A 20,975-nucleotide genomic window follows, 5' to 3' on the forward strand; every position below is an offset into this window, starting at 1 on the left:
GGGGGGCCCCCGGCCCCCCTCCGAGCGCCGCCGTCCCGCGTTGTTTGCGGGGTCCGGCCGCGCGCCGGGGGGGGGGGGGGGGCCCGGGGGGGGGGGGGGGGGGCCCCCCCCCCCCCCCCCGCGATTCTGATTGCCGAAGTGGCAGTAAGCGGTTGGGCCGCGATCGCGATCGGCGAGACTCGGCGCGACCGACCGCGTCACCGCCGTGCGGCGGCCGCTCAGACAGGCGCGGCGAACCCTTCGATCCAGAATCTGGATCAATTCAATTTTGGGTCTTGACACCCATTGTGACCCCTGTCACGATTCTCTATACGGAATCATTATTTCGCATTGTGGAAGAAGGGTCGCATGGTTCTCGATGCAGGACTCCAACGATTCAACGAGGCACCACACTCCGAGGCAACGGCATGGGCCCGGGTCTGCCTGGACATTCCCCGGTGGGCGGACGAACTCGTCTCCGCCCGGCCGTATCTCGATCGCGCCGCGCTCCTCGCCGCGGCGAGGACGGGTGCCGGACCGCTCACCGCGGCCGAGATAGAGCAGGCTCTCGCCCGCCATCCTCGAATCGGTGAACCCCCGGGCGGCGACGACCGCGAGGCGCACCTGGCACGCTCGGAGCAGGCCGGCGTCGATTCGTCCGACGTGGCAACGCAGCAGCGGCTCAGCGACGGCAATCGTGCCTACGAGGACAAGTTCGGACGGGTGTTCCTCGTCCGGGCCGCGGGCCGCACCTCGTCCGACATCCTCACCGCGCTCGATCAGCGACTTCGCAACGACGAGGATCGCGAATTGACCGTGGTCGCAGAGGAATTGCGCGACATAGCCGCACTCCGGCTCGCGGGAATGCTGGACGCATGAGCGCCGTCAGCCAGGTCACCACCCACGTCCTGGACGCAGCCGAGGGCATCCCGGCGCGCGAGGTGCCGGTCTCGCTGTCCGTTCTCCGCGACTCCGGGTGGGACACCGTCGCCGACGGCGTCACCGACCACGACGGCCGCGTCTCGACTCTGGGTCCCGCCCGACTCGAGCCCGGCACCTACCGGATCGTCTTCGACACCGGACGCTACTTCTCCGTGAGGGGACGTCCGACGTTCTACCCCGACATCACCATCACGTTCGCCCTGACCGACAGCGAACAGCACTACCACGTACCCGTCCTACTCAGCCCGTTCGCATACTCGACCTACCGAGGGAGCTAAACCATGAGCAAGATCGTGCTCGGCCAGAACCAGTACGGCAAGGCGGAGGTCCGGTTGGTCAAGATCACCCGCGACACCCAGCGACACGAGATCGAGGACGTCAGCGTCACCTCTCAGCTCCGCGGCGACCTCGACGCGGTGCACACCGAGGGCGACAACTCGCACGTCGTCGCCACGGACACGCAGAAGAACACGGTGTACGCCTTCGCCCGCGACGGCGTCGGATCGATCGAGAAGTTCGCGATGCGACTCGGACGGCACTTCACCGGCGAGTTCGAGTGGATCACGGGCGGCCGATGGGAAATCGAGCAGTATTCGTGGGCGCGGATCCCGGTCGACGGCAAAGGACACGACCACTCGTTCGTCCGGTCCAGCGACGAGAGACGCAACACCGTGGTCACCATCGACGGCGATCAGACGTGGATTGTGTCCGGACTCAGCAACATGGTGGTGTTGAAGTCGACGGGTTCCGAGTTCCGGGGATACCCGAAGGACAAGTACACGACCCTGCAGGAGACGTCCGATCGGATCCTCGCCACCTCGGTCAGCGCGCGGTGGCGGTACCTCACCACCGACGTCGATTTCGACAAGACCTTCGACAACGTGCGGTCCATCATGTTGGAGACCTTCGCGACCACGCACTCACTCGCCTTGCAGCAGTCGCTGTTCCAGATGGGTTCGGCGGTACTCGAGGCCCATCCCGAGATCGCCGAAGTGAAGTTCTCGATGCCGAACAAGCATCACTTCCTCGTCGACCTGGAGCCGTTCGGGCTCGACAATCCCGGCGAGGTGTTCTTCGCGGCCGACCGACCCTACGGGTTGATCGAAGCGACCGTCGAGCGCGAGGACGCTCCCGACGCCGGCCGCGCCTGGGATTCCGTTCCCGGATTCTGCTAGGAGCGCGGCCATGAAGCGGATCGGACATCGGGTCGCCGGGACAGCTGGACCCGAAGACGAGCGGTTGCCGCTCGGAAAGTCGTACGTGTACGGGTTGCAGCACATCCTGACCATGTACGGCGGAGTGATCGCGCCTCCCCTGATCGTCGGCGGCGCCGCCGGACTGACCGGCGCCGAGATCGGGCTGCTCGTGTCCGCGGCGCTGTTCGTCAGCGGCGCGGCCACCCTCCTGCAGACCCTCGGAATTCCGTACTTCGGGGCGAAGCTCCCACTGGTGCAGGGCATTTCCTTCGCCTCGGTGTCCACCATGGTGGCGGTCGCGAGCGGCCCGGGCGGGCTCCGCTCGGTCTTCGGGGCCATCATGATCGCCGGCGTGATCGGTTTGCTGATCAGCCCCTTCTTCTGCAAGATCGTGCGCTATTTTCCCCCCGTCGTCACCGGGTCGATCATCACGGTCATCGGCATCTCGCTCCTTCCCGTCGCCGTGCGCTGGGCGATGGGCGGCAATGCCAAGGCCCCGGATTGGGGGTCGATGTCCAACATCGGCCTCGCCGGGTTCAGCCTGTTCGTCGTGCTCCTGGTGAGCCGCCTCGTCCAGGGAACCCTGTCCCGGCTGTCCATCCTGATCGGCATCGTGGTGGGGACCGCGTTCGCCGCGCTGATCGGCAAGGCCGACTTCGGCGCCGTCGGGAAGGGCGCGATCTTCGAACTCCCGCAGGTGTTCTCGTTCGGCACGCCCCTGTTCCAGATCGGCGCGATCATCTCCATGACCGTGGTGATCCTCGTCATCATGACCGAGACGACAGCCGACATCCTCGCGGTCGGCGAGATCGTGGGGACGAAGGTCGATGCCCGGCGGGTCGGCGACGGACTCCGCGCCGACATGCTCGCCACCACCGTGGCGCCGGTGTTCGGGACGTTTCCGGCCAGTGCGTTCGCGCAGAACGTCGGGCTCGTCGCGATCACGGGGATCAAGAGCAGATACGTGGTCGCGGCCGGCGGTTCGGTGCTGTTCGCTCTCGGGCTGTTTCCCATCCTGGGGCGGCTGGTGGCCTCCGTGCCGCTGCCCGTCCTCGGCGGTGCGGGCATCGTCCTCTTCGGTTCGGTGGCGGCGAGTGGCATCCGCACCCTGTCCAAGGTGTCGTACGACGGCAACCTCAACCTGGTGATCGTCGCGGTGGCCCTCGGGTTCGGTGTCATCCCGATCGCGGTCCCGGAGTTCTACGCCGCCTTCCCGGAATGGGTGCACATCGTCTTCGACTCGGGTATCAGCGCGGCGAGCATCGTCGCGGTCGTGCTGAACATCCTGTTCAACGAGATCAAGATCGGGAACAGACCCACGCCCTCGGTGGTCTCGGCGGCGCCTCCCGTCCTCGTCGACCGCGCCGAGGCAGCGGATCGTCCGGAGCCTTCCGCGCACACCTCCGCCGTGCGCAACGACTGAACCTCCGAGACGACTCCACTGCCACGCAGTTCCCGGTTCGAGCGGTGCAGTCGCGACGCTACCGGTCCGCGACTGCACCGCCTTCCCTGCGACGATCGAGCAGGCGCATCACCCGCGTCGCGCTCACCCCGTGGACGACGACGGAGAGGACGACGGTGAAGGCCACCGTCGACCACAGCCATTTCTCGTCGTCCACCCCGGCTTCCGCGGCCGCGTACGCGAGATAGTAGATCGACCCTATTCCGCGCACCCCGAAGAAGGCGGTGACCCGGCGCTCCGGTCCGGACATCTCCCCGCAGCCGACCAGCGACACCCACGCCACCACGGGCCGGATGACGAACACGAGGGCCACCGCGACGAGAACCCCGGACCACGTCAGTTCGGCCAGCAGACCGGAAGTGAGTGCCACCCCCAGCAGGAGCAGGACGGCGAGGGTGAGCACGTGTTCGAGTTGCTCGATCAGACTGTGCATCTCGGCGTGGTACTCGTGGGCGCGCTCCGTCCGCCGGATGGCGACAGCACAGGCGAAAACGGCGAGAAACCCGTATCCCCCGGCCAGTTCGGTGAGACCGTACACGGCGAACGTGGCGGCGAGCGCGAACATGGGTTCGCTGCGTTCGGCGAGGCGCATGTGCGCGATCGGGAAGCGGAAGACCGCGCGGCCGAACAGATCACCGGCGATCCACCCGACGGCCGCGCCGATGACGATCTTGCCGATCAACTCCCAGGCCACCCATTGCACGATCCACTGCTCGGCCGGTCCCTTGCCGAGCATGAACAGTGCGAGATACACGAACGGGAAGGCGAGAGCGTCGTTGAGCCCGGCCTCCGAGGTGAGCGCGAATCGCACCTCGTCGTCCTCGCGGTGCGACTCGCCGCCCGAGGTGGGACCTTCCACCTGCACGTCGGACGCCAGAACCGGGTCGGTGGGCGCAAGCACCGCCCCGAGAAGGATCGCGACCGCAGGGGTCAATGCCGCCGCCCACCACCCGAGCACCGCGACGGCGGCGATACCGACCGGCATCGCGAGCAGCAGCAGACGCCACGTCGAATTCCAAGTCCGCCATCCCAACGGCCTGTCGATCGCCAGCCCGACACCCATCAACGCCACGATGACGCAGGTTTCGCTCAGGTGTTCCGTGACAGCGGGATGCAGTGCCGGCGACAGGGAATCGGTTCCCGGCTCACCCAGAAGCAGACCCGCCCCCGCTCCGACCGCCAGGACGACCAGCGGCGCCGACACGGCACGGTCCCGGAACAGGCGCGGAACGGTGGCAGCCAGTAGAAGCGCCAGTCCTGCAGTCAGGTAGACCAGATCGGTGTTCAGCGCATCACCCCACCTCGCCACGCAGCAGAGACGCCATCCGTGCGTCGAACGCGACGAACAGCACCCGCGCAATTCCGGCGTCCGACTCGCGGACGGCCCCGACCGCCTGCCGGACGGCGTCGTCCGCGGGCCAGCCGTACACCCCGGACGAGATCAGCGGGAACGCGACGGACTGCGCACCGAGGTCGGCGGCCACCGCCAGACTGCTGGTGTAGGCGCTGCGCAGGATGGCCGACCGATCGTCCGAGGCGGAATACACGGGACCGACCGTGTGGATCACCCAGCGCGCGGGCAGGCGGCCCGCCGTCGTTGCGACCGCCCGTCCCGCCGGTAGCCCGTCCGGCAGCGTGGTGGCCCGCAGTTGCCGGCATTCGGCGAGGATCTCCGGCCCACCGGCCCGGTGAATGGCGCCGTCCACACCCCCACCGCCGAGCAGTCCGGAGTTGGCCGCGTTGACGATCGCATCGACCTCGACCGTCGTGATGTCGCCCTGCACGATCTCGATGGTGGTCATTTCCCCATTATCGCCGCGAGCCGACGGCGACCCGCACGATCAGACCGGCGATCAGCGCCCAGAACGCCGATCCGATCCCGAGGACGGCGACGCCGGAGGCGGCGATGAGGAACGTGACGACGGCACCTTCCCGTTCCCGGACGTCGTCGAGGGCGGAGGCCAGAGCCCCACCGAGAGTGCCGAGGAGGGCGAGACCGGCGACCGCCTCCACCACCCCTTCGGGGGCCGCGGCGATGAGTGTGGCCACCGCGGCGGAACAGGCCGCGAGCACCAGGTAGGCCCACCCCGCCGTGAACGCCGCGACCCACCGCCTCCGGGGGTCGGGGTGGGCGGACGGCGCGGCGGCGAGGGCGGCGCTGATGGCGGCGAGGTTGATCGCGTGACCACCGGCGGGCGCGCCCACCAGGGTTCCGACCCCGGTCACCAGCATCGCCGGCCGCCACGGCACCCGATAGCCGAACGAGTTCATCACCGCGGTCCCGGGAATGTTCTGGGACGCCATCGTCACGATGTACAGCGGGACCGCGATCCCGATCATCGCCTGCCACGTCCACACCGGTGCAGTGACGTCCACCGACGGCAGCAACGCCGTGGTGTCCAGTCCTCCGCCCCCGGCGACGAGACCGATCGCGATCACGACACCCGCGGCCGCGAACGCCGCCGGCACCGCCCACCGCCGCGAGTACCGCTGCAGAACCAGCCACACCAGGACCACGGGGGCAACGGCCAGCGGGGCGTCCCGCAACGCGAGCACCGGGGCGAGGCACAGCGGCAACAACACACCCGCGAGCATCGCCTGCGCCAACGCGGAGGGGATGGCCGCGATGAGCCTGCCGAGCCGCGGCCACAGCCCGGTGAGGATCACCGCCGCCCCCACGACGACGAACGCGCCGACCGCCGCGGGCCAGCCGCCGCTCACCGTTCCCGCACCGGCGAGGAGAGCTGCACCCGGCGTGGACCACGCCAGTGTGATCGGCATGCGATAGTGCCGCGACAGCCACAACATCCCCAGCGCCTGCGTCACACACAACGCCAGCAGTCCCGACGCGGCCTGAGCGGAGTTCGCGCCCACCGCAGTCAATCCGGTGAGCACCACCGCGAACGAACTGGTGAAGCCCACCAGGGCGGTGACGATTCCGGCACTGATCGGCTGGGCGGCGGAACCGGGTGAACGCACGTCACTGTCGGGCACAGACATAGGACGCGATTCTGCCCGATGCGCGGTCCTGACGATCCGGGGCATTAGGGTCGGGGCGGTGAACCACGACGACGCCCCGCTGCCGACCGCCGCCGACTTCCCTGCCCTGTGGCCGGTCCCGACCCGCTGGGAGGACAACGACCACTACGGGCACGTCAACAACGTCACGTACTACTCGTACTTCGACACGGCCGTCAACGGGTGGCTGATCGCCACCACCGGCACCGACATTCGCGACCTGCCTGCCATCGGTGTGGTCGCCGAGACGTCCTGCAAGTACATCAGCGAACTGACGTTCCCGGAACGCCTGCAGGTGGGATTGTCCGTCGAGAGGCTGGGCACCCGCAGCATCGTGTATGCGCTCGCGATCTTCCGCGAGAACGCCGACGCGCTCGACCTCGCGGCACTCGGCCGCTTCGTCCACGTCTACGTGGACGCGAAAACCCGGAAGCCGGTACCGATCCCCGACGAAATTCGCAGCGCTGCAACCCTACTGGTGTTACCGGACGCCGTCTGAGCGTCCGGTACCGGTCGGCGGTTCAGCGCAGTCCCTCGGCCTCCGCCGTGGCCACCGCACGGGCGATGATTCCGTCGATCAGAGCGACCGTGGGCGCACCGGTCTCGGCCTTGTTCCGGGGGTCGTCGCTCACGCGACGCAGCACGCCCTCGGCGATGATCGCCAGCTTCCACAACGCCAGGACGTGCCAGTACCCCACATGCGTGACATCGCGTTTCGTGTGGTGGACGTACGCCTCCACCAGGTCGGCCCGGGTGGGGAATCCCTCGAGTGTGGAGGCGGGGAACGGTCCGGCGTCCTCGTCTCCCGCCTCGGGCCAGTAGGCCAGCAACGCGCCGACGTCGGCGAGGGGGTCGCCGAGCGTGCACAGCTCCCAGTCGACCACCGCGACCACCTCCCCCGCCTCCGGCGAGGTGATGACGTTGCTCAGGTGAAAATCGCCGTGCACCAACGACAGTTCGGTCTGCTCGGGGGTGTTGCGCTCGAGGATGTCCGCCAGGTCCTCGATCGCGGGGACGTCACGGGTCCGGGACTTCTCCCACTGATCCTTCCAGCGCTTCAACTGCCTTGCCGCGTAAGGCTTGTGGCTGGCCAGATCCTCCAGTCCGGCGTCCGCGAGATCGACCGCATGAATCTTCGCGAGAGCCTTCGGCATCGCGAGCCCGACCGCATTTCTCTGCTCGGGTGTCAGCTTCTTCGCCACGCCGACACTGTCGATCACCACCCCCGCGACGAAACTCATCAGCACGAGTGGCGCATCCGTGACCTCCGGATCGTCGGTGAGCCCGAGGATCTTCGGCACCGGAACGTCGGATCCCTGGAGAGAGGACAGAATCCGATGTTCGCGGACCACGTCGTGCGCCGATGCGAGCAGATGTCCGAGCGGGGGCCGTCGCAGCACCCACCGCCCGCCACCCGCGTCGCTGACCGCGTACGTGAGATTCGATTGACCGTTCCCGATCCTCTCGAAGCTCAGCGGTGCGATCGCTCCCACACCGAGTCCGGCAATCCACGCGGAAACGGCATCTTCGTTCAGCCCCACAGCATTCACGCGCTCGATGCTAACCGCTCGGAAGCCCGATGCGGAGGGAACGGGTACGCACCGCAGGTCGCGGCCCTAGGGTGGCAACGGTGAGGCCGATCGGGCCGGAACTGGAGGGACGGACGTGGAAGTTTTCCTCATCGTGTGTGGCGTGCTCCTCGCCGTGAGCGCCGTCGCCGTGAGCATCCCCAAGCTGAGACTGAAGGGAACCGCGTGGACGGGCCTGCAGTCGCGGGGCCTGAGCGGGCAGCAGGTCCGGCTGATCGGCGTGGCGGAACTCGCCGGCGGGGTCGGCGTTCTCGTCGGTCTGTACTGGACTCCCCTGGGAGTGATCGCGACGGTGGCCCTGCTGATTCTCCTCCTGTGCGCTATCGCGTTTCACGTCCGGAACGGCGACTACGGCAACCCCGACACGCGGGCGGTCGCGATGCCTGCGGTCTACCTCGCGGTGCTCGCCGTCCTGGCGTCGATCGGGTTCGTGTTCGCGGGCTGATCCGGGGTTCTCGGACCATTGCAGCGACAACCATGTGTCGGGGACGTCCGAACTGGTCATTAGACGCAGCGTGACAGCCGCGCGACCCCCGAAACTGGGCAAAGTGCTCGAGGTCGACGGTGCCACTTGCGCACTTCGCGTTCTCGTGGATGCTGTGAAGTAGGACACACACATGCCCTACCGCACGTCTCCCACGAACCCACAAGGTTCACGGACTCGACAACGCGAGGTGAATCCGATGGTCGACACGATTGCCTATCCGGTCCAGCTCATCCAGCCGGACGGCCGACGGGTCTTCAGACCCGACTACACGAGCCTGGTCCGCGACATCGGACCCGACCAACTGCGCGATCTCTACGAGGATCTCGTGGTCGCGCGTCGGATGGATGTCGAGGCAGTGGCCCTGCAACGCCAGGGCGAACTGGGACTCTGGGCGCCCCTGCTCGGCCAGGAAGCCGCACAGGTCGGCTCCGCCCGCGCCCTCCGCCCCGACGACTACGCGTTCATCAGCTACCGCGAGCACGCCGTCGCCTACTGCCGGGGCGTCGACCCGGGCGTGATGACTCACATGTGGCGGGGCTGCGCCCATTCCGCCTGGGATCCGAGTTCCGTGAACGTGACGAATCCCGCGATCGTCGTCGGCTCGCAGGGGCTGCACGCCACCGGATACGCCATGGGCGCCCACCTGGACGGCGCGGAGATCGCGACGATCGCCTACTTCGGCGACGGCGCCACCAGTCAGGGCGACATCGCCGAAGCCCTCGGATTCTCGATGAGCTTCAACGCACCGGTCGTATTCTTCTGCCAGAACAACCAGTTCGCCATCAGCGAACCCGTCCACCTGCAGAGTCCCGTCCCCATCGCGCAGCGCGCCGCCGGATACGGCATGCCTGCCGTCCGGGTGGACGGCAACGACGTCCTCGCGGTCCTCGCGGTCACCCGGCAGGCCACCCAGCGGGCCCGCGAAGGCAGTGGGCCGACGTTCATCGAGGCCGTCACCTACCGGATGGGCCCCCACACCACATCGGACGATCCCACCCGCTATCGGGCGGCAGCCGAGACGGAAGTCTGGAAGGCGCGCGACCCGATCGACCGGATCAGGCGGCTCCTCGACCGGGAAGACCTGCTCGACGACGCGTTCCTCGCCCGGATCCAGGCCACCGCCGACGACGTCGCGGCCCGGTTGCGGTCCGGAACCGTCGAGGCGCCGGACCCTGCGCCGCTCGACCTGTTCGAGCACGTGTATTCCACCGACCACCCGCTCATCGACGAGGAACGCGAGCAGTACGCCGCGTACCTCGCAGGCTTCGCCGACATCGAGGAGGCACTGTCATGACCACCACCACGCTGTCATTCGGTGCCGCGCTCAACGCAGGCCTGCGACGCGCACTCGAACACGATCGCAAGGTCGTGATCATGGGTGAGGACGTCGGACGCCTCGGCGGGGTCTTCCGCGTCACCGACACCCTGCAGAAGGATTTCGGCGACAACCGGGTCATCGACACCCCTCTCGCCGAATCGGGGATCGTCGGCGCCGCATTCGGCATGGCCCTGCGCGGCTACCGGCCGGTGTGCGAAATCCAGTTCGACGGATTCGTCTATCCCGCCTTCGACCAGATCGTGTCGCAGGTGGCCAAGATTCACTACCGCACGAAGGGCCGGGTCACCGCGCCGCTCACCATCCGGATCCCCTACGGCGGCGGCATCGGCGCGGTCGAGCACCACTCGGAATCCCCGGAGGCGTACTTCGCCCACACCGCGGGACTGCGGGTCGTCACTCCCAGCAACCCGGCGGACGCGTTTCACATGATCCAGCAGTCCGTCGCCGCGGACGACCCGGTGATCTTCTTCGAACCGAAGAGGCGGTACTGGGACAAGGCCGATTTCGACGTGGACGCCGAACCGGACCTGCCGCTGCACCGGGCGCGGGTGGCGCGGGAGGGCACCGACGCCACGATCGTCGCGTACGGTTCCGTCGTGCCGACTGCCCTGTCCGCCGCGGCCGTCGCCGACGACGAGGGCCACTCCCTCGAGGTGATCGACCTGCGGTCGCTGTCCCCGATCGACTTCGACACCATCGAGCAGTCGGTCCGCAAGACCGGACGGCTCGTCGTCGCGCACGAGGCATCGACGTTCGCCGGCCTGGGTGCGGAGATCGCCGCGCGCATCTCCGAGCGATGCTTCTACCAACTGGACGCGCCAGTTCTGCGGGTCGGCGGATTCGACGTTCCGTATCCGCCGTCGAAGCTGGAATCGCACCATCTGCCCGACGCCGATCGCCTGCTCGACGCCGTCGATCGCAGCCTCGCGGCCTGATCCCACTCATCGCACGAGAGGAGCCGACCGGTGGCGCAGGAATTCCGCCTACCCGATCTCGGTGAGGGGCTGACGGAGGCCGAACTGGTCTCCTGGGCAATCGAGGTGGGCCAGACGATCGCACTCAATCAGGTGATCGGTGAAGTCGAGACGGCGAAGGCGCTCGTCGAGTTGCCCTCGCCGTACGCGGGTGTGGTGGAGGAGTTGCTGGTGTCGCCGGGCACGACGGTGCCGGTGGGTACTCCGATCATCCGGATCACCACGGATGCGGCCACCGAGGAACCGCCCGCGCGCACTCCCGTTCTGGTGGGGTACGGGCCCGGAGCCCCAGCCGCGAGCAAGCGTGCCCGGCGGAAGCTGGTGACCGCTCCGGAGGCCGGCGCCGTACCGGACCGCCGGCGGCCCGATGCCTCGCCGGCGGCGCGGGCGGCGGCCCGCGAACTCGGGATCGACCTCGACCTGATCGCGGGAACGGGGCCGTCCGGCGCCGTCACGCGCAGCGACGTGGAATCCCGGACGGGTTCCGCCCGGCCGGACACACCGCCGGCACCGGAGTCGCCGCCGTCACCGGAGCGCGAGACCCGCACCCCGATCCGCAGCGTCCGGAAACAGACCGCGGACGCGATGGTGCGCAGCGCGTTCACCGCCCCGCACGTCACCGAATTCGTGACCGTCGACGTCACGCGTTCGATGGAACTACTCGACCGCCTGCGGGAACTCCCCGAATTCGAGGGGCTGTCGGTGACACCACTGACCCTGGTCGCGAAGGCGATGGTCGTGGCGCTGCGGGAGAATCCGAGCCTCAACGCCTCGTGGGACGACGAGCATCAGGAGATCGTCACCAAGCACTACGTCAATCTCGGTATCGCCGCGGCAACGCCCCGCGGGCTGGTGGTCCCCAACGTGAAGGAGGCGCAGACCCTGAGCCTGCTCGAACTGTGCCGGGCGATCACCGATTTGACCGCGACCGCCCGCAGTGGCCGGGCCACGCCCGCGCAACTCACCGGCGGCACCGCGTCGATCACCAACGTCGGGGTGTTCGGCGTCGACGCGGGCACACCCATCCTCAACCCCGGTGAATCGGCCATCCTCTGCCTGGGCAGCGTCACCAGGAGACCGTGGGTGCACGAGGACGAACTCGCGGTGCGATGGGTCACCACCCTGAGCGTGTCGTTCGATCACCGGGTGGTCGACGGCGAGCAGGGGTCGAGGTTCCTGGCGTCCGTCGCCGGCATGCTGCACGACCCCGCCTCACTGCTCGCGCACCTCTGAACCTCGGTACGTTTGATCGGTGAGCACTTCCCGAGCGTCCCCGGTCGACACCCGCGAACCGGTGACGGCGCCGCTCCGCCGGGCCCGCGCCGGAACGTTCGGGATCTTCGGGATCAACGGGTTCCTGCTCGGCATGTGGGTCGTGCACATTCCGGCGATCGAGCACCGCACCGGGATCAGCCACTCCACCCTGGGTTCGCTGCTGCTCCTGCTGGCGGTCGGTGCGATCGGGGGCATGCAACTCAGCGGCCCACTGGCCGACCGGTTCGGCAGCAAGCGGCTGGTGATCGTCGCCGGACTCGCACTGTCCGCGGCCACCGTCGGTCCCGGGCTGGCGTCCGGCGCCTGGCAACTCGGTCTCGCCCTCCTCCTGTTCGGATTCGCCAACGGCGCGCTGGACGTGTCGATGAACTCGCAGGCCGTCGAAGTCGAGCAGCGGTACCGGCGACCCATCATGTCGGCGTTCCACGCCCTGTTCTCCGTCGGCGGAGTCGCCGGATCGCTCCTCGGAGCGGCGACGCTCGCCGCAGGGTGGGCACCGCTGACGGCGCTGCTCGTCGCCGGAGGCATCGGCGTCGTCACCGTCGCCGCGGGTTCGCGACGGCTGATGGCGGACCGACCGCGGTACCGGCACGAGACCGCTCCCGCCGAACAAGCCCAGGGGCGGCTGTCCGCGCGGGTCCTCGCGCTCGGCGGCATCGCCTTCGTCCTCATGCTGTCGGAGGGTGTCGCGAACGACTGGAGCACCCTGCAGGTCAAGGAACACCTCGGAACGTCGGATTCCGTCGCGGCCCTCGCGTTCGGCGCCTTCTCGGTGATGATGACCGTGGGCCGGTTCACCGCGGACCACGTGAGCAGCGCGCTCGGCCCCGTCGCCGTCGTCCGATACGGCACCCTGATCGCGGCCCTCGGCATGCTGCTCGTCCTGGTGTCCGGACTGCTCCCGCTCACGATCGCCGGCTGGGCGCTGTTCGGCCTGGGACTGTCGGGCTGCGTTCCGCAGATCTTCACCGCCGCGGGCAACCTCGGCTCGGGTTCCGCCGGCACCAACATGTCGCGGGTGGTCGGTCTGGGATACGTCGGATTCCTCGCAGGCCCGGCGACCATCGGGTGGATCACCCAGGTGGTTCCGCTCACCGTCGCGATGGTGGTGCCGTTGGTCTGCGTGCTGATCGCCGCCACGTTCGCGGGCGCGGTCCGGCGCGCCTGACGCTCACGCCACGGCGCGGAACCTGAGCATCATTTCGTGGTCCTCGTGATCGAGGATGTGACAGTGCCAGACGTAGCCCTGCAGCGCATGCGGGCCGCCGGACGCGTGCCCGTGGGCGCCGTCGGATCCGTGCCCGAAAACCGCGTCGGGATCGAAACCCAGTCCCTCCGCCGTCGGAAACGCCACGACGATCCGGGTGACGGAATTGGCGTTCGCCGGCACCGTGTCCTTGAAACCCCGCTCCCACGGCTCCGCGGGAACGAGCGGAGAGATGGTGAACGCGTCGGCGGACGGGGTCCAGCGGATCCCGAGGGGAGGTTGGGGCAGCATCTCGATGTCCTCGGTCGAGTACCGGAGATTGTTCAAGGACATGATCGACGGCGGCAGTCGCACATCGCTCGGCCGGCTGAGTGTCACGTCCCGATAGACGTCCGGGCGTGGGATCGGGGGTAGTGGTTCCGGCTGTCCCCGTCCCCCGCGCAGCGTTGCCGGCGGGGCGCCCGTGAATCCGCGGGCCGCACCCACCCGGAATCGGCAGAACCTCGGCATCGTGCGTTCACCGATCAGCGCGGCCTGGAACGGCGGCGGCTCGTCGTTGCACAACTCCACCGTCGACCCGAGTTCCATGTCACCGAAGTCGACGAGCAGGTCGACGCGCTCGGCAGGGCTCAGCCGCGCCCGCGTCACCGCGACCGGGGCGTCCAGCAACCCGGTGTCGCCGCCGATCACCCAGAACCACATCCGGTTGCCGAAAAACAGATTCCACACGCTCAGCGAACCCGCGTTGACGAGTCGCAGTCGGTACAGCCCGCGGGCCACGTCGAGTTCGGGCCGCACCTTGCCCTTCACGACTCCGACGTCGCCGACCGCGCCCCCTTCCCAGCTCCCCTGCGGCACGGTGGGCGTCGACCGGATCCGCTGCCGTCCCTCGGCGGTGAACATCTTCTCCTGCAGTACGAGGGGAACCTCGAACTCCCCGGCCGGCAGTCCCAGTGGATTGCCGGGCCTCGATCGTCGCGCCGAGATAGCCGGACCCGCTGTAGGCCAGTGCCGGAGACGGCGGCAGGGCTGCGTGGAATTGATGACTCGTGCTGCTCGCGGACATGTCTATGCTCGTCCCGGATACCGCCGGCAGGATCGGGAGCCGATCCCGGCAGGGCTCCATCGGCGGCGAGGAGAACATCAACGGCCTGAGCGGATCGATGTCGAGGGCGAACGCGCTCGCCGACCCGACCGACACCGCGCCGAGCCCACCGCCGAGCGCCACCGCCCGCAGGAACGATCGGCGCGAGATCCGTCCACTCATATCTGTCACGTCGTGCAGGTCCACGCGAAAAGAAATTCGAGATCGGTCGCGGGTTACGTTACTCCGCCGGAGGCTGAACCCTCCTGGTCGTGCCGCTGACGCTCGGCGCACGAAGTCGACCGTTCACCGACCTCACAGTGGCCTCTCATGGATCGTTCAGCGTCGGTTGGCACACTGTGTGTCGTGACCGAATCGACTAGCAGGCTGCGTCGCAGTGTTCGTCGCCTCGCCTTCGCCGCGGCGGGTGTGGTGGCACTGTGCGCGCTGTACCTCATCCGCCCCGAATCGTCGGGTCTCGTCCTCCCGGAGGCACTCCGACCCGTCGCCGAACCCGTGATCCAAGCGATCGACGTCACCACGGTGCTTGCAGCGACCGTCATCCTCGCCATCGTCGCGGCGATGCGAAAACTCTCGTACGGAATGGGCGCGGTGCTGGTGCTCTGCATCGGAGCCAATCTCACCAGTGCCGCGATCCGGGCCTGGGAGTCGGACGCCCCGTCCGTGCTCCTGCCGAGCGGACATGTCGTCGCGATCACCGCGCTGTACGGTTCGGCGCTGCTGGTGTCGGCTCCGCGGTTCCGGCCCGTCATCGCGGGCCTCGGTTTCGCCGTCGTCCTCGCAGTCGCGGGCGCTGCCGCGCTCGTCGAACCGATCGGCGTCTTCGGCCTCGCGGCCGCCGTGATCATCGCGGCGACCTGGTGGGCACTGGCGTCCACCCTGATGCTCTACTCCCCCGTCGCCGCCGAACGCGAAGAGCGCCGGCCCGACACTGCGGCCATCGCCTTCTCGCGGCACCGCGGCAGTCTGCGCTTCTGAGGCGCTTCCGCCCGTGCGCCTTTTTGGTAGCTGCTGCTACCAGAAAGGCGCACGGGCGGCGGAGCCGCCTACAGGGCTTTGAGTTCCTCGGTGACCTCGGCGACCGACTTCTTCGCGTCCCCGAACAGCATCGAGGTGGTGTCGGCGAAGAACAGCGGGTTGTCGATGCCGGCGAACCCGGAGTTCATCGACCGCTTGAGCACGATCACCGACTTCGACTGATCCACGTTCAGGATCGGCATCCCGTGAATCGGCGACGACGGGTCGTTGCGGGCGGCCGGGTTGGTGACATCGTTCGCGCCGATCACCAGGGTGACGTCGGTGCGGGCGAACTCGTCGTTGATGTCGTCCATTTCCTTCATCGCGTCGTATTCGACGTCGGCCTCGGCGAGGAGCACGTTCATGTGCCCGGGCATCCGGCCCGCGACCGGGTGGATCGCGTACTTGACCTCGACGCCCTTCGACTCGAGCAGCTTGGCCATGTCCTTGACCGCGTGCTGCGCCTGGGCGACGGCCAACCCGTACCCGGGGACCACGATGACCTGGTTGGCGTACGCCATCTGGATCGCCGCATCCGCCGCCGAGGTGGACTTCGCCGTCTTGACGGTGCCGTCGCCGACCGCGGCCGCCGTGCCGCCGCCACCGAACCCGCCGGCCACGATCGCCGGGATGGACCGGTTCATCGCCTTCGCCATCAGGTTGGTCAGGATCGAACCCGACGCGCCGACGATCATGCCGGCCACGATCATCGCCTGATTGTTCAAGGCCAGACCGGCGGCCGCCGCCGACAACCCGGTCAGCGCGTTGAGCAGGGAGATCACCACGGGCATGTCGGCGCCGCCGATCGGCAGCACCACCATCAACCCGAGCACCGCCGCCAAAACCAGCACCCCGACGATCCACCACTGCGAGGTGGGTGCGGTCGGCTCGATCGCCTTGATACCGATGGCCACCGCCAACGCGACCGCCCCGATCAGCAGCAGCGCGTTCAGCGGTTGCTGCAGCTTGCCGATGCCGATCGGCCGGCCCGGCAGGGTTTCCTGCAGCTTCAGGAAGGCGATCACCGATCCCCAGAACGAGATCGACCCGATGATCGCCGCGAACAGCGACGCGATCACGATGTGCACCGTCGGTGTCTGACCGTGCGTGAACGCGGTGAACCCGTCCGAGTCCAGGAACTCCGCGTACGCGATGAGGGCGACGGTGCCGCCGCCGACCCCGTTGAACAACGCCACCAGCTGCGGCATCGCGGTCATCTTCGTCCGCAACGCCGGCGGCACCCCGAGCACCACACCGATCACCAGACCGGTGACGATCAGCACCCAGTTGGAGGTGTCCCGGATCGAGATCAGGGTCGCGACCACGGCCACACCCATGCCGACCGCGGCGATCTGGTTGCCGCGGACCGCGGTCTTCGGGCCGGTCAGGCCCATCAGACCGTAGATGAACATCGAGAACGCGACGATGTAGAGCACGTTGACGAGGTAGTCCATTACTTGTCCCCACCCTTCTCAGCGGAAGCGGCAACAGCCGTCGGGGCAGCGGGCTTCGACTTGAACATGCCCAGCATCCGGTCGGTGACCACGAAACCACCGACCACGTTGATCGTTCCGAACACCAGCGCCACGAACAGGATCACCTGCAGGCCCCACGGCGGGTTCTCCACCTTGCCGAGCACCACCAGCGCGCCTAGCACCACGATGCCGTGGATGGCGTTCGTCCCCGACATCAGCGGGGTGTGCAACGTGTTCGGGACCTTCGAGATCACCGCGAACCCCACGAACCCGGACAACACCAGGATCGCGATGTTCGCCAACAATTCGGTGTACATCTAGGACACACCCTCCTCACGGGTGACGCAGGACGCGGCGAGGACCTCGTCCGAGAAATCGGGAGCCAGCGCGCCGTCGACGAGCATCAGCTCCAGCAGGGCGGAGATGTTCTTCGAGTACAGCTCCGAGGCGTGCTCGGGCATGCTGGCGGGCAGGTTCAGCGGCGAGCAGATCGTCACCCCGTGCTTGACGACGGTCTGACCGGGCTCGGTGAGCTCACAGTTGCCGCCGGTCTCCCCGGCCAGGTCGACCACCACGCTGCCGGGCTTCATGCCCTCCACCGCGGCGGCGGTCACCAGGCGCGGTGCCGGACGACCGGGGACCAGGGCGGTGGTGATGACCACGTCGAAGCCCTTGATCGCGTCCTCGAGCGCCTGCTGCTGCTGCGCGCGTTCGGCCTCGGTGAGCTCGCGGGCGTAGCCGCCCTCACCGGCGGCGTCGATCCCCAGATCCAGCCACTGTGCGCCGACCGACCGGACCTGGTCGGCGACCTCGGGGCGCACGTCGTAGCCGGTGGCCCGGCCGCCGAGCCGCTTCGCCGTGGCCAGTGCCTGCAGTCCGGCGACACCGACACCGAGCACCAGCACCGTCGCCGGCTTGACCGTGCCCGCCGCGGTGGTGAGCATCGGGAAGAACCGGGTCGACTCCGACGCCGCCAGCAGCACCGACTTGTACCCGGACACGTTCGCCTGCGACGACAACGCGTCCATCACCTGGGCGCGGGAGATCCGCGGGATCGCCTCCACGGCGAACGCCTGCACGCCGGCCGCCTTCAGCGCGGCGACCTGGTTGTCCTGGTTTCGGGGGGCGAGGAACCCGATCAACGTCTGCCCGGCATGCAACCGGCCCACTTCCTCGTCGGACGGCGGCGCCACCTTCACGATCACGTCCGCCGACCACGGGTCCGCGATAGCGGCCCCGGCATCCTTGTACAACTCGTCCGGAATCAACGCGCCCAACCCGGCACCCGACTCGACGACCACGTCGACGCCCTTGGCGATCAACGCGGCCACGACCTTCGGCACCAACGCCACCCGACGCTCACCGTCGTTCGACTCCCGAACGACACCGACCGTCGGGCGCGCGGTGGACGCGCTCTGCGATGTATCCATGTATCGACTTCCTGCGGTAGATGGTGTGTGTGCCGCGACGAGCGGCGATCAACCGATGATGAGCGGGAAAATCTCTCCCACCTCGACTGAGTTGAGCTGATAGTAGCCAGAGAAAGCGTGACGTAGGGAACAGAGAAGTCTGTGGGTAGGCGTCTGAATCGAGTCCGAACAGTCGTTGTCACAGAACTTTCTGCCCGTTTGTGAACCCGATCACACGACGTTCGGTCGTAGTCTGACGGTAGACACCGCACGGAAGCGGAGGTTCGATCATGAGCAAACCGAAGGAACGGAGCGCGGCGGACGTCACCGCCGGCCCACCCGTCGTGGTCGAGCGGGTCTACGACCATCCGACCGAGGGCGACGGACTGCGACTGTTCGTGGACCGGCTCTGGCCGCGGGGCCTCCGCAAGGACGCGTTCCACTTCGACGACTGGGCCAAGGACCTCGCGCCGTCGACGGAGTTACGGCACTGGTACTCGCACGACGTCGCCGCGTTCAGCGAGTTCCGCGAGCGGTACGTCCACGAGTTGGATTCGCCGACCGGCCGGAGGGCGGTCGCGCGGGTGCAGGAACTCGCGCACGGGCGCCCGATCGTTCTTCTCACCGCGACCAAGGACGTCACCCACAGCCACGCCGAGGTCCTCGCCGACTACATGCGGGACCGGTTGTGACGACCCGCCGCGACGAGGCGGTGCCCGTCGGCGACCCGGACGACGACGTCGGCGGCGACCCCGTCTGCTGGCTGGACCGCGTGTGCCCGGACTGCGGGTTGTTCGTCACCGACCGCGCCGCGAGCACCTGCCCGCGCTGCGGATCGGCGCGGGACAGGTGACGGGCAAGAATTCAGCCGGCGTTCAGATAGCGGGCCCGGAGCTTGTGCTTGACGAGTTTGCCGGTGGGCGTGCGCGGCAGGTCGTCGGAGAAGTCGATGCTGCGCGGCGCCTTGAAGTGACTGACCCGGTCGCGCACGTATTCGAGTAGTTCGCGGGCGACGGCGTCCGACGGCTGCACCCCGTCGACGAGTTGCACGACTGCTTTGACCTGTTCGCCCATCTCCTCGTCGGGCACGCCGATCACGGCGACGTCGAACACCTTGGGATGCATGGTGAGAACGTTCTCCGACTCCTGCGGGTAGATGTTCACCCCACCCGAGATGATCATGAACGCGGCCCGGTCGGTGAGGTAGAGGAAGCGGTCGGAATCGATGTATCCGATGTCGCCGCTCGTGGTCCACGTCGGATGGTCGGGGTGCGTTGCGGCCTCGGTCTTGGCCGGGTCGTTGTGATATTCGAACGGCCGCTCCTCCCGCTCCCAGTACACGGTGCCGATGTCGCCGACGGGGACGTCCGCACCGTCGTCGTCGCAGATGTGGACGATGCCCATGACGCCGTCGTGGCCGACCGACCCCGGCTTGACGAGGGCCTGGGCGCTGTCGATGAACGTGGCACCGGCGCCTTCGGTGGAGGCGTAGTACTCGTGGATCACCGGCCCCCACCACTCGATCATCGACCGTTTCACGTCGGGTGGGCACGGCGCCGCCGCGTGGATGGCCACCTTCAGGCTCGACACGTCGAACTTGTCGCGAACGTCCTTCGGCAGCTTGAGCATCCGGACGAACATCGTCGGAACCCACTGGCTGTGGGTGACCCGGTACTCGTCGATGAGCCGCAGCGATTCCTCGGCGTCGAATCGGTCCATCAGGACGATGGTGCCGCCGACGGAGGTGATGGTGCCGCAGAAGCGCAGCGGCGCAGCGTGATACAGGGGCGCGGGGCACAGATAGACGGTGTCGGAGTCGAATCCGTACATCGGGGCGAACACCGCGGTGTACGGATCCGTCGTGGTGTTCACTTCACCTTCGGGGAGAGCGGGTTTGATCCCCTTCGGCCTGCCGGTGGTGCCCGAGGAATACAGCATGTCCTGTCCGCGGGGCTGCGATTCGAGCGGTGCGGCGGACTGCGCCGCCACGGCGTCTTCGTAGCTGTCGAATCCGTCGAGTTCGCCGCCGTACACGAGACGGTGGCGGACGTGGGGAAGCTCCGCCGGGTCGCGCGGGACGGCACCGCCCGCGTCGGCGGACACGATGAGGACCTCGGCTCCGCAGTCGTCGACGACGTACCCGGACTCCTCTGCGGTGAGGTGCCAGTTGACCACGGTGATGTACAGCCCGGATCGCAGCGCCGCCCAGTACACCTCGAGGACCCGCAGGTCGTTGCTCGACACGAGCGCCAGGTGGTCGCCGACCTTCAGGCCGAGCGAGCGCAGGTGCCGTGCGAGGCGGATGGACCGCTCGTCCAGCTCCCGGTAGGTGAGCCGCTCCCCCGTGGAGGGACGAATGACAGCGGGCTTGTCCGGGGTGGTCGCCACGAAGTTTCCAGGGAACATCCGCACTCCTTTTGTTAATGGAGATTCTCACCTTCGGTCTACCACACCGAACCCGGGACGGGGAGTCCTTCGCGGCCGTCACCGGCGCGTTCGTC

Annotated in this window: 21 protein-coding genes and 1 pseudogene; 13 read left to right on the forward strand and 9 right to left on the reverse strand. The window is 68.1% G+C overall.

Going from position 1 to position 20,975, the window contains the following annotated elements:
- Positions 1 to 348 precede the first annotated feature (348 nt).
- Genes uraD through ACFTWF_RS17500 form a run of 4 tightly spaced genes read left to right on the forward strand, consistent with a single transcriptional unit; the run spans position 349 to position 3,540 of the window.
- Positions 349 to 858: a 2-oxo-4-hydroxy-4-carboxy-5-ureidoimidazoline decarboxylase gene (gene uraD, locus ACFTWF_RS17485; RefSeq protein WP_378462454.1), complete on the forward strand. Its 510-nt coding sequence runs from the start codon at positions 349 to 351 to the stop codon at positions 856 to 858.
- Positions 855 to 1,199 carry a hydroxyisourate hydrolase gene (uraH, locus tag ACFTWF_RS17490; RefSeq protein WP_378462455.1) on the forward strand — a complete coding sequence of 115 codons (345 nt, stop codon included), beginning with the start codon at positions 855 to 857 and terminating at the stop codon, positions 1,197 to 1,199. The genes uraD and uraH overlap by 4 nt, the downstream gene beginning before the upstream one ends.
- Before the next feature lie 3 nt (positions 1,200 to 1,202).
- Complete coding sequence (gene pucL / locus ACFTWF_RS17495) at positions 1,203 to 2,096, forward strand: factor-independent urate hydroxylase (RefSeq protein ID WP_378462456.1); 894 nt, start codon at positions 1,203 to 1,205, stop codon at positions 2,094 to 2,096.
- 10 nt (positions 2,097 to 2,106) lie between these two features.
- Complete coding sequence (locus ACFTWF_RS17500; protein WP_378462457.1) at positions 2,107 to 3,540, forward strand: nucleobase:cation symporter-2 family protein; 1,434 nt, start codon at positions 2,107 to 2,109, stop codon at positions 3,538 to 3,540.
- A gap of 58 nt (positions 3,541 to 3,598) precedes the next feature.
- On the opposite strand, the gene ACFTWF_RS17505 is transcribed toward ACFTWF_RS17500, so the two are convergent.
- The 3 genes from ACFTWF_RS17505 to ACFTWF_RS17515 are packed head-to-tail and all read right to left on the reverse strand — an operon-like array spanning position 3,599 to position 6,579.
- Positions 3,599 to 4,888 (reverse strand): cation:proton antiporter, encoded by a 1,290-nt coding sequence (locus ACFTWF_RS17505; RefSeq protein ID WP_378462458.1) that lies wholly within the window; start codon positions 4,886 to 4,888, stop codon positions 3,599 to 3,601.
- Positions 4,872 to 5,381: an O-acetyl-ADP-ribose deacetylase gene (locus tag ACFTWF_RS17510; protein ID WP_378462459.1), complete on the reverse strand. Its 510-nt coding sequence runs from the start codon at positions 5,379 to 5,381 to the stop codon at positions 4,872 to 4,874. Before ACFTWF_RS17510 ends, ACFTWF_RS17505 begins: the two co-directional genes overlap by 17 nt.
- A 7-nt stretch (positions 5,382 to 5,388) precedes the next feature.
- Positions 5,389 to 6,579 carry a benzoate/H(+) symporter BenE family transporter gene (locus tag ACFTWF_RS17515; RefSeq protein WP_378462460.1) on the reverse strand — a complete coding sequence of 397 codons (1,191 nt, stop codon included), beginning with the start codon at positions 6,577 to 6,579 and terminating at the stop codon, positions 5,389 to 5,391.
- A 58-nt stretch (positions 6,580 to 6,637) separates the two neighbouring features.
- Between ACFTWF_RS17515 and ACFTWF_RS17520 the strand changes: the two genes are divergently transcribed.
- Complete coding sequence (locus ACFTWF_RS17520) at positions 6,638 to 7,096, forward strand: acyl-CoA thioesterase (RefSeq protein WP_378462461.1); 459 nt, start codon at positions 6,638 to 6,640, stop codon at positions 7,094 to 7,096.
- A gap of 22 nt (positions 7,097 to 7,118) precedes the next feature.
- Here the strand turns inward: ACFTWF_RS17520 and ACFTWF_RS17525 are convergent, their stop codons facing one another.
- Entirely contained in the window at positions 7,119 to 8,147 is a 1,029-nt protein-coding gene (locus tag ACFTWF_RS17525; RefSeq protein ID WP_378462462.1) for a phosphotransferase family protein, read from the reverse strand.
- Positions 8,148 to 8,262: 115 nt separating this feature from the next.
- Here ACFTWF_RS17525 and ACFTWF_RS17530 point away from each other — a divergent pair, with 115 nt between their 5' ends.
- The 5 genes from ACFTWF_RS17530 to ACFTWF_RS17550 all read left to right on the forward strand — a co-directional run bounded on the left by ACFTWF_RS17530 (position 8,263) and on the right by ACFTWF_RS17550 (position 13,429).
- The gene (locus ACFTWF_RS17530) at positions 8,263 to 8,631 is read left to right on the forward strand and encodes a DoxX family protein (RefSeq protein WP_378462463.1); all 369 of its coding nucleotides are present in this window, start codon (positions 8,263 to 8,265) and stop codon (positions 8,629 to 8,631) included.
- Positions 8,632 to 8,869: 238 nt separating this feature from the next.
- Positions 8,870 to 9,967 (forward strand): pyruvate dehydrogenase (acetyl-transferring) E1 component subunit alpha, encoded by a 1,098-nt coding sequence (gene pdhA, locus ACFTWF_RS17535; RefSeq protein WP_378462464.1) that lies wholly within the window; start codon positions 8,870 to 8,872, stop codon positions 9,965 to 9,967.
- Entirely contained in the window at positions 9,964 to 10,947 is a 984-nt protein-coding gene (locus tag ACFTWF_RS17540; protein WP_378462465.1) for an alpha-ketoacid dehydrogenase subunit beta, read from the forward strand. The genes pdhA and ACFTWF_RS17540 overlap by 4 nt, the downstream gene beginning before the upstream one ends.
- 30 nt (positions 10,948 to 10,977) lie before the next feature.
- Positions 10,978 to 12,219 carry a dihydrolipoamide acetyltransferase family protein gene (locus ACFTWF_RS17545; protein WP_378462466.1) on the forward strand — a complete coding sequence of 414 codons (1,242 nt, stop codon included), beginning with the start codon at positions 10,978 to 10,980 and terminating at the stop codon, positions 12,217 to 12,219.
- Positions 12,220 to 12,280: 61 nt separating this feature from the next.
- A complete protein-coding gene (locus ACFTWF_RS17550) occupies positions 12,281 to 13,429 on the forward strand; it encodes an MFS transporter (protein WP_378462635.1) in 1,149 nt (382 codons plus the stop codon).
- Positions 13,430 to 13,432: 3 nt separating this feature from the next.
- On the opposite strand, the pseudogene ACFTWF_RS17555 reads toward ACFTWF_RS17550, so the two are convergent.
- Positions 13,433 to 14,735, reverse strand: a pseudogene (locus ACFTWF_RS17555) (hypothetical protein).
- 183 nt (positions 14,736 to 14,918) lie between these two features.
- On the opposite strand from ACFTWF_RS17555, the gene ACFTWF_RS17560 reads away from it, so the two are divergent.
- Positions 14,919 to 15,551: a hypothetical protein gene (locus ACFTWF_RS17560; protein ID WP_378462467.1), complete on the forward strand. Its 633-nt coding sequence runs from the start codon at positions 14,919 to 14,921 to the stop codon at positions 15,549 to 15,551.
- A 68-nt stretch (positions 15,552 to 15,619) separates the two neighbouring features.
- On the opposite strand, the gene ACFTWF_RS17565 is transcribed toward ACFTWF_RS17560, so the two are convergent.
- The 3 genes from ACFTWF_RS17565 to ACFTWF_RS17575 are packed head-to-tail and all read right to left on the reverse strand — an operon-like array spanning position 15,620 to position 18,495.
- Entirely contained in the window at positions 15,620 to 17,044 is a 1,425-nt protein-coding gene (locus ACFTWF_RS17565) for an NAD(P)(+) transhydrogenase (Re/Si-specific) subunit beta (RefSeq protein ID WP_378462468.1), read from the reverse strand.
- Positions 17,044 to 17,382, reverse strand: a complete 339-nt coding sequence (locus tag ACFTWF_RS17570; RefSeq protein ID WP_378462469.1) for an NAD(P) transhydrogenase subunit alpha — start codon at positions 17,380 to 17,382, stop codon at positions 17,044 to 17,046. The genes ACFTWF_RS17565 and ACFTWF_RS17570 overlap by 1 nt, the downstream gene beginning before the upstream one ends.
- The gene (locus ACFTWF_RS17575) at positions 17,383 to 18,495 is read right to left on the reverse strand and encodes a Re/Si-specific NAD(P)(+) transhydrogenase subunit alpha (protein WP_378462470.1); all 1,113 of its coding nucleotides are present in this window, start codon (positions 18,493 to 18,495) and stop codon (positions 17,383 to 17,385) included.
- A 269-nt stretch (positions 18,496 to 18,764) separates the two neighbouring features.
- On the opposite strand from ACFTWF_RS17575, the gene ACFTWF_RS17580 reads away from it, so the two are divergent.
- Both ACFTWF_RS17580 and ACFTWF_RS17585 read left to right on the forward strand, forming a co-directional pair.
- Entirely contained in the window at positions 18,765 to 19,166 is a 402-nt protein-coding gene (locus ACFTWF_RS17580) for a DUF488 domain-containing protein (protein WP_378462471.1), read from the forward strand.
- The gene (locus ACFTWF_RS17585) at positions 19,163 to 19,327 is read left to right on the forward strand and encodes a hypothetical protein (RefSeq protein ID WP_378462472.1); all 165 of its coding nucleotides are present in this window, start codon (positions 19,163 to 19,165) and stop codon (positions 19,325 to 19,327) included. The genes ACFTWF_RS17580 and ACFTWF_RS17585 overlap by 4 nt, the downstream gene beginning before the upstream one ends.
- Positions 19,328 to 19,338: 11 nt before the next feature.
- On the opposite strand, the gene ACFTWF_RS17590 is transcribed toward ACFTWF_RS17585, so the two are convergent.
- Entirely contained in the window at positions 19,339 to 20,880 is a 1,542-nt protein-coding gene (locus tag ACFTWF_RS17590; protein WP_378462473.1) for an AMP-binding protein, read from the reverse strand.
- Positions 20,881 to 20,975 lie beyond the last annotated feature (95 nt).

It is taken from the genome of Rhodococcus sp. NPDC056960, from assembly GCF_042674125.1.
Classification (GTDB): domain Bacteria; phylum Actinomycetota; class Actinomycetes; order Mycobacteriales; family Mycobacteriaceae; genus Rhodococcus_F.